The sequence below is a fragment of the Methylorubrum zatmanii genome (assembly GCF_014845115.1).
Classification (GTDB): domain Bacteria; phylum Pseudomonadota; class Alphaproteobacteria; order Rhizobiales; family Beijerinckiaceae; genus Methylobacterium; species Methylobacterium zatmanii.
On the sequence record NZ_NKUI01000017.1, the window covers coordinates 37125 to 44189 of the forward strand.

Annotated in this window: 8 protein-coding genes and 1 pseudogene; 5 read left to right on the forward strand and 4 right to left on the reverse strand. The window is 69.3% G+C overall.

Translation table 11 applies throughout. The features are described from left to right. Nucleotides 1–47 precede the first annotated feature (47 nt). The 5 genes from MZTS_RS02560 to MZTS_RS02580 all read left to right on the forward strand — a co-directional run bounded on the left by MZTS_RS02560 (nucleotide 48) and on the right by MZTS_RS02580 (nucleotide 4947). Complete coding sequence (locus MZTS_RS02560; RefSeq protein ID WP_192281161.1) at nucleotides 48–1151, forward strand: inositol-3-phosphate synthase; 1104 nt, start codon at nucleotides 48–50, stop codon at nucleotides 1149–1151. Further along, nucleotides 1148–1753: a histidine phosphatase family protein gene (locus MZTS_RS02565; RefSeq protein WP_192281164.1), complete on the forward strand. Its 606-nt coding sequence runs from the start codon at nucleotides 1148–1150 to the stop codon at nucleotides 1751–1753. The genes MZTS_RS02560 and MZTS_RS02565 overlap by 4 nt, the downstream gene beginning before the upstream one ends. Next, the gene (locus MZTS_RS02570) at nucleotides 1750–2514 is read left to right on the forward strand and encodes a TIGR04290 family methyltransferase (protein ID WP_192281166.1); all 765 of its coding nucleotides are present in this window, start codon (nucleotides 1750–1752) and stop codon (nucleotides 2512–2514) included. Before MZTS_RS02565 ends, MZTS_RS02570 begins: the two co-directional genes overlap by 4 nt. After that, nucleotides 2514–3452, forward strand: a complete 939-nt coding sequence (locus tag MZTS_RS02575) for a glycoside hydrolase 5 family protein (protein ID WP_192281169.1) — start codon at nucleotides 2514–2516, stop codon at nucleotides 3450–3452. The genes MZTS_RS02570 and MZTS_RS02575 overlap by 1 nt, the downstream gene beginning before the upstream one ends. Before the next feature lie 142 nt (nucleotides 3453–3594). After that, a complete protein-coding gene (locus tag MZTS_RS02580) occupies nucleotides 3595–4947 on the forward strand; it encodes a cytochrome P450 (protein WP_192281172.1) in 1353 nt (450 codons plus the stop codon). A 57-nt stretch (nucleotides 4948–5004) separates the two neighbouring features. On the opposite strand, the gene MZTS_RS02585 is transcribed toward MZTS_RS02580, so the two are convergent. The 4 genes and pseudogenes from MZTS_RS02585 to MZTS_RS25090 form a co-directional block, all read right to left on the reverse strand. Continuing rightward, a complete protein-coding gene (locus tag MZTS_RS02585; protein WP_192281176.1) occupies nucleotides 5005–5616 on the reverse strand; it encodes a PepSY domain-containing protein in 612 nt (203 codons plus the stop codon). A gap of 165 nt (nucleotides 5617–5781) precedes the next feature. Next, nucleotides 5782–6063: a cell division topological specificity factor MinE gene (gene minE / locus MZTS_RS02590; RefSeq protein WP_192281179.1), complete on the reverse strand. Its 282-nt coding sequence runs from the start codon at nucleotides 6061–6063 to the stop codon at nucleotides 5782–5784. Further along, nucleotides 6060–6875, reverse strand: coding sequence for a septum site-determining protein MinD (gene minD, locus MZTS_RS02595; RefSeq protein ID WP_192281182.1), 816 nt, complete (start codon nucleotides 6873–6875; stop codon nucleotides 6060–6062). Before minD ends, minE begins: the two co-directional genes overlap by 4 nt. A 12-nt stretch (nucleotides 6876–6887) precedes the next feature. Further along, nucleotides 6888–7065: pseudogene (locus tag MZTS_RS25090) on the reverse strand (septum site-determining protein MinC); the annotation flags it as partial.

A 7065-nucleotide genomic window follows, 5' to 3' on the forward strand; every position in this document is an offset into this window, starting at 1 on the left:
TCGAGGCTTAAGCCTTGCTCGGCGCCTCAGCATGAGGAGGCTTGAGCGTGCCAGAGCACCTCGGTCACACAGGCTCCGAGCCGATCCGCGTCGGGCTCGTCGGCGTCGGCAATTGCGCCTCGTCCTTCGTGCAGGGGCTGCACCATTACCGCGACGTCTCTGGAGACGAAGCGGTGCCGGGCCTGATCTCGCCGGATCTCGGCGGCTACCGGATCGGAGACATCGCGGTGGTCAGCGCCTTCGACGTCTCGGCGGCCAAGGTCGGCCGGGATCTCGCCGAGGCCATCCTGGCGGCTCCCAACAACACCCATGTCTTCGCCCAGGTGCCTGCGAGCGGCGTCACCGTGCGGCGCGGCCCGACCTTCGACGGGATCGGCCGCTATCTCGAAGGTATCATCGCCGAGGCGACCGAACCGGTCGCCGACGTCGTCGAGGAGCTGAAGCGCAGCCGCACCCAGGTGCTCGTCAATTACCTGCCGGTCGGCGCCCAGCGCGCCACCGAGTTCTACGCCCGCTGCGCCCTCGATGCCGGCTGCGCCTTCGTCAATTGCATCCCGGTCTTCATCGCCTCCGACGCGGCGTGGCGGGCCCGGTTCGAGGAGAGGGGCCTGCCGATCGTCGGCGACGACATCAAGAGCCAGGTCGGGGCCACCATCGTCCACCGGGTGCTGGCCCATCTCCTGCGTGAGCGCGGGGTGCGGCTCGACCGGACCTATCAGCTCAATTTCGGCGGCAATGCCGATTTCCTGAACATGCTGGAGCGGGACCGGCTGGAATCGAAGAAGCTGTCGAAGACCCGCGCGGTGACGAGCCAACTCGCCGCGCCGCTTGCGCCGGGCAATGTCCATGTCGGCCCGAGCGACCACGTGCCCTGGCTCGAAGACCGCAAATGGGCGCATATCCGCCTGGAGGGCACCGGCTTCGGCGGCGTGCCGCTCAACCTGGAACTGAAGCTCGAAGTCTGGGACTCGCCGAACTCGGCCGGCATCGTCGTCGATGCCGTGCGCTGCGCCCGGATCGCCCTCGACCGGGGCATCGGCGGGGCGCTGACCGGCCCGTCGGCGTGGTTCATGAAGTCGCCGCCGCTGCAATTCACCGATGGGGAGGCGCATGAGCGTACCCTCCGTTTCGTGGCCGGCGAGCCCGCATGAGGCGCGTCGTCTTCCTGCGCCACGGCAGCCATGACCGGCTCGGGCATATCCTCTGCGGGCGGATGCCCGGCGTGTCCTTGAGCGAGAGCGGCCATGCCGAGGCGAGAGTCCTGGCCGACATTCTTGCGCAGCGTTTCGCCGGGGAGGGGGGGCTCCGCCTCCTGTCGAGCCCGCAGGCGCGCACGCGGGAGACGGCGGCGGCCCTCGCAGACCGGCTGGGTCTCGCCATCGAGATCATGCCCGAACTCGACGAGATCGCCTTCGGCGAATGGACCGGCCGGAGCTTCTCCGAACTCGCAGGCGATCCGGCCTGGGACACCTGGAATGCGACCCGCGCCTCGGCCCGCCCGCCGGGCGGCGAGAGCATGGGCGAGGTGCAGGCCCGGATCGGGCGATTGCTCGACCGCCTCGCGCGGGAGGAGGGGCCACCCGTCCTCCTCGTGAGCCACGGCGATCCGATCCGCGCCGCCCTGCTCGGTCTGCTCGGGCTCTTCCTCGACGCCTATGACCGGATCGTCGTCGCGCCGGCCTCGTGCAGCGAAGCCGAACTCTGGCCCGGCGGCGGCCGGGTCGTGTCCCTCAACGAGCGGTTCACCGGATGAGGCAGGCCGAACTGCGCCGGCAGGCGGAGGCCCTTGGGCCGTGGTTTCACAACATCGATCTGGGCGAGGGCGTCTGGACCGCGCCGAACCATTTCCTCGGCGATTATCCGGGCTTCAAGTGGCGCCGCTTCGCGCATTCTGTGCCGGAGGATCTCACCGGCCGATCGGTGCTCGATATCGGCTGCAATGCCGGCTTCTACAGCGTGGAGATGAAGCGGCGCGGTGCCGCCCGCGTGCTCGGCCTGGATTCGGACGCGCGCTACCTGGCGCAAGGACGCTTCGTCGCCGAGCGGCTGGGCTACGATATCGAGTTCCGCAACCTCTCGGTCTACGATGTCGGGCGCTTGGGCGAGCGCTTCGACGTGGTGCTGTTCATGGGGGTGCTCTACCACCTTCGCCACCCCCTGCTCGCCCTCGACCTGATCCACGCGCATGTCGCGGACGATCTCCTGGTGTTCCAATCGATGCTGCGGGGCTCGCCGCAGGTCGAGCCGGTGGCCGAGGATTACGACTTCTTCGACATGGACGCCTTCGAGCGGCCCGGTTACCCGAAGCTCCACTTCGTCGAGCACGCCTACGCCAACGATTGCACCAACTGGTGGATTCCGAACCGCGCCGGCATCGAGGCGATGCTGCGCGCGAGCGGCTTTTCCATTCAAAGCCGGCCGGAGGCGGAGGTCTATCTCTGCCGCCGGGTCGAGGCTCCCTACGGAGCGGAGGCCGTCTATCCGGCGCGCCCGGTCGGCAACGGGGAGACGTGATGCTCGACTCGGTGATGCTCTGGAACGAGCCCAACAACAAATCGCACTGGGATCCCGAGATCGATCCGGACTGGTTCCTGTTCGGGGAGATGGTGAAGGAAGCCTCCCGCGCGATCCGGGCCGAGGCGCCGACCCTGCCGCAGGTGCTCGGCGGGATCTCGCCGATCGATCCGGGCTTCATCCGGCGCATGCAGGCGCAGGGCGTGCTCGACGGGCTCGACGCCGTGGCGGTCCACGGCTTCCCCCTCGACTGGAATCTCTGGCAGATCCACGAATGGCCGGCCAAGATCGCCGAGATCCGCGCCGTCACCCCTCTGCCGGTCTGGGTCTCGGAGGTCGGCGTGTCGAGCTTCGGCGCCGAGGAGGTCCAGGCCTGGGGCTGCCGCCGCACCGCCGAATTGCTGAAGGGCCAAGCCCCCCGCATCCACTGGTACAGCCTCTACGATCTGCCGCGGGAATGGGAGGCCACCACCCGCCACCGGGAGGCGGAGGGCTCCTCCTATTACCGCCATTTCCACATGGGCCTCCTGCGCCAGGACGGCACGCCGAAGCGAGCGCTGGAGGAATTCGCCCGCTGCACGCCGGATTTCGGCCTGTGCCAGTGGTTCCACTACGAAGATCACCGCCTCGACGAGGCGGTGGCCTGGATGAAACGCCTCGGCGTCACCTATCTGCGCACCGGCCTGTCCTGGGCCGACATCTTTCGCCCCAATGCCCTCGACTGGTTCGACCGGCAGATGGCGGCGCTCCAGGATTTCAAGGTGACGGTCACCTTCTGCTTCACCCCCGAGCATCGCGGCATCGCCCCCCACCACACCAGCGCCCCGCTGGTGCGGGAGGAATTCGCCGCCTTCTGTGCCGCGATGGTGAGCCGCTACGCCGAACCCGCTGCGGTCCGGGCCGAGGCGGTGCCGGTGTCGGAGATGTCGCTGCCGTAGAGCGCCTTCCTCTCCGCGCCCTGCGTCTCCCGTCCGCATCCCGCGATCTGCAATCCTGGGCAGCCGGCCGTCACCTTTCGGGGCGCTGCCCGAGTGCCTAGAACGCTGGGCGGACCGACCGAAGGGTGCAGGGGAACGAGGAATGGACATGCAGGCTCCGCTCGCTCAGGCGGTGCCGCGTCTGGTGCCGCCGGTGCCGGCGCCGCCGGAGCGGGACTTGCCGACCCTGCGCTTCGTGGCCGCGATGCGCACCAACGGCATCGGCTGCTGGCCGGCCGCCGCCTACGAGGCGCCCCTGCTGCGGCGGCGCCTGCTCGGGCGGACGCGCTTCACCGTGAGCGATCCCGAGGCGGTGCGGCGCGTGCTGGTGGACAACGCCGCCAACTACATCCGCACGCCGATCACCATTCGCATGCTGCGGCCCCTGCTCGGCGACGGCCTGCTCATCAGCGAGGGCGCCCCATGGCGCCACCAGCGGCGGACCCTGGCCCCCGCCTTCACCCCGCGGGCGGTGGAGACCCTGGTGCCCCACATCCTCTCGGCCAGCGACGAGGCGGTCGCCGCGCTGGAGATCGAGGCGGCGAAAGGGCCCGTCGATCTCTTCGCCGCCCTCCAGCGCCTCGCCCTGGAGATCGCCGGGCGGACCATGTTCTCGGTCGGCATGGAAAGCCACGGCGGGCGTCTGCGCGGTTACCTCGCGGCCTATGCCGAGCGGCTCGGCCGCCCGCATCTCACGGACGCCATCGTGCCCTTGCGTTTCGCCACGCCCCTGGACCGGGCCCGCGCCCGCTTCCGGCGCGAGTGGGTCGCCTTCCTCGATCAGGTCATCGCCGACCGCGACGAGGGGCGGGAGGGCGAGGCGCGCGACCTTCTCGATCTGCTGCGCGCCGCCCGCGATCCGGAGACGGGCCGGGGCTTCTCGCATGAGGAGCTGCGCGATCAGGTCGCCACCATGATCCTGGCCGGCCACGAGACCACGGCGGTGACCCTGCTCTGGGCCTGCACCCTGCTCGCGCTCTCGCCCGAAACCCAGGAGCGGGTCGCGGCCGAATCGGGTCAAGCGGACAAGCCCTTCACCCGCGCGGTGATCGACGAGACGGTGCGGCTCTATCCTCCGGCCTTCGTGCTGGCCCGCCGCGCCGCCGGTGTCGACACGCTCGGCGGGGAGACGGTGCAGCCCGGCGACAGCGTGACGATCTCGCCCTGGCTGCTGCACCGGCACCGCCGGCTGTGGCGCGATCCCGACGCCTTCGACCCCGGTCGCTTCCTGCCCGGCGCGAGCCCGGTGCCGCGCTTCGCCTACCTACCCTTCGGGGCCGGGCCGCGGGTCTGCATCGGCGCCGCCTTCGCCCTCACCGAGGCGACCCTGGCGCTGAGCCGGATCGTCGGGCGCTTCCGGCTCGCCCGGGCGGATGCCCGCCCGGTGCTGCCGGCCGCGGTGGTGACCACGCAGCCCGACCATGCCCCGGCCTTCCGGCTGACGCTGCGGACATGACGAGGCGGATGCCGGCCTAGACCGGCACCCGCCGAAGGTTGCGAGCCTGAGAGAAGGTCAGTCCTTCTTCACCGTGCCGTCCGGCCCGATCTTGATCTCCTGCTCGCGGTCGGTCAGCGCCACCTTGATCTCGTACTCGACGGCATTGCCCTCGCGCTCGACCTCGGCCTCGTAGGCCTTGCCGCCGGCCGCCGTCTTCTCCGCCAGGGCGATGGCGTCCTTCAGCGAGACCTTGGCGTTCTGGAAGTCGCTGACCTTCAGGCGGGTGAAGTAGCGCTCGATCGGCTGGTTCTCGGTCTTGTAGACCTCACCGGTATCGGCATTGATGCCGTATTCGACGAGCTTGCCGCTCGGATACACGACCTTGACCGCGTAATGCGCCGGGTTCTTGCTGCCGGCCTTCTCGAAATCGGCGTCGATGGCCTTGCCGCCCTTCTCGTCGCCCTTGCCTTCCGCCGTGGCGATGGCCGTGGCGAGATCGACCTTGGCCGATTTGGCGACCTGCCACTCCTTCAGGTTCTTGTCGTCCTTGCTGGCCTGGGTCGCGGTCGGGGCCCGCCCGGTATTCTCCGGGTTGGTGGTCACGTCGGGGTTTTGGGCGGCGGCGATTCCCGTCGTCAGGGCGAGCAGACCGGCGGCGGCCATGAGGTGGAGCACCCTCGTCGTCATATCGAATCTTCCGTGCGTCAGATGGGAATGGGCTCCTTGAACAGCCGAGCGGACGGTTGGGTTGCATGGCCGCTCCGATCCGAGCACCGGCAAGGGCTGGAAAAAACGAGAAAACCCGCGGCATCATGCGCGATGCCGCGGGTTTCGATGGCTCGGTAGCCGGGATCAGGCGGAGGCGCGCTTCGCCTTCGGTTTGATCACCGCGTCGACGGGGAACTCGATGTCCACGCCCAGCGTCGAGACGCCTTCGCCGCGATCCAGCTTGATCTGCACCTTGTCCCGCTCGACCGTGACGTGCTTGGCGATGACGTTGAGGATCTCTTCACGCAAGGTGATGATCAGGTCGGGCCGGCCGTTCTCCGCCCGCTCGTGGGCGAGGATCAACTGCAAGCGCTCGCGGGCGACCGAACCGGAGCCGCGCGGCTTGAGGAAGGTCAGGACACTCATGCGGCCCTCCGTGTGAACAGCTTGTTGATCAGGGACTTGCGGTCGGACGGGATCGCCATCGGCACGGTCTCGCCCTTCAGGCGGCGCACCGCGTCGATATAGGCCCGGGCCGGGGCGCAGAGCGGGTTGTTCAGCGTCACCGGGCAGCCGACATTGGAGGCGCGCAGGACTTCGAGGCTCTCCGGGATGATGGCGAGCAGCGGGATCGAGAGGATCTCGAGCACGTCGTCGACCTTGAGCATGTCGCCGCGATCGGCGCGGGCCGGGTCGAAGCGGGTGAGGATCAGGTGCTTCTCGATCGTGTCGCCGCGCTCGGCGCGCACGGTCTTGGAATCGAGCAGGCCGATGATCCGGTCCGAGTCGCGCACCGAGGAGACCTCGGGGTTCGTCACCACCACGGCGACGTCGGCGTGGCGCATGGCGAGCTGGGCGCCGCGTTCGATGCCGGCGGGGCTGTCGCAGACGATCCAGTCGAACTTGCCGCGCAGCTCGTCCATCACCTTGGCCACGCCCTCATCGGTGAGGGCGTCCTTGTCGCGGGTCTGGGAGGCGGGCAGCAGGGAGAGGTTGTCGAGGCGCTTGTCGCGGATCAGCGCCTGGGGCAGCTTGGCGTCGCCGTTGGTGACGTTGATGAGGTCGTAGACCACGCGCCGCTCGGCGCCCATCACGAGGTCCAGGTTGCGCAGGCCGACATCGAAATCGACCACGCAGACCTTCTCGCCGGCCTGCGCCAGCGCCGCGCCGAGCGCCGCCGTCGTGGTCGTCTTTCCGACGCCGCCCTTGCCGGACGTGACACAAAGAACCTTGGCCATTCTCGTTTCCCCTTAACCCAAGGCTGCGATCTTGATCGCGCCGCCGTCGGACCAGATCTGGACCGCTTGGCCGCGCAGGTGGGTGCCCATGTCCTCGGCCGTGCGGACGAGGCGGTCGATGCCGAGAAGCTCGGGCTCGAACTTGCGGCAGTAGATGCGTGCGCGGGGGTTGCGGGCGGCGCCCGCGATG

What these genes read in the sequence shown, in the direction of transcription:
- MZTS_RS02565 (WP_192281164.1), top strand. Translation starts at nt 1,148, where the DNA reads ATGAGGCGCGTCGTCTTCCTGCGCCACGGCAGCCATGACCGGCTCGGG.
- MZTS_RS02570 (WP_192281166.1), top strand. Translation starts at nt 1,750, where the DNA reads ATGAGGCAGGCCGAACTGCGCCGGCAGGCGGAGGCCCTTGGGCCGTGG.
- MZTS_RS02575 (WP_192281169.1), top strand. Translation starts at nt 2,514, where the DNA reads ATGCTCGACTCGGTGATGCTCTGGAACGAGCCCAACAACAAATCGCAC.
- MZTS_RS02580 (WP_192281172.1), top strand. Translation starts at nt 3,595, where the DNA reads ATGGACATGCAGGCTCCGCTCGCTCAGGCGGTGCCGCGTCTGGTGCCG.
- MZTS_RS02585 (WP_192281176.1), bottom strand. Translation starts at nt 5,616, where the DNA reads ATGACGACGAGGGTGCTCCACCTCATGGCCGCCGCCGGTCTGCTCGCC.
- minE (WP_192281179.1), bottom strand. Translation starts at nt 6,063, where the DNA reads ATGAGTGTCCTGACCTTCCTCAAGCCGCGCGGCTCCGGTTCGGTCGCC.
- minD (WP_192281182.1), bottom strand. Translation starts at nt 6,875, where the DNA reads ATGGCCAAGGTTCTTTGTGTCACGTCCGGCAAGGGCGGCGTCGGAAAG.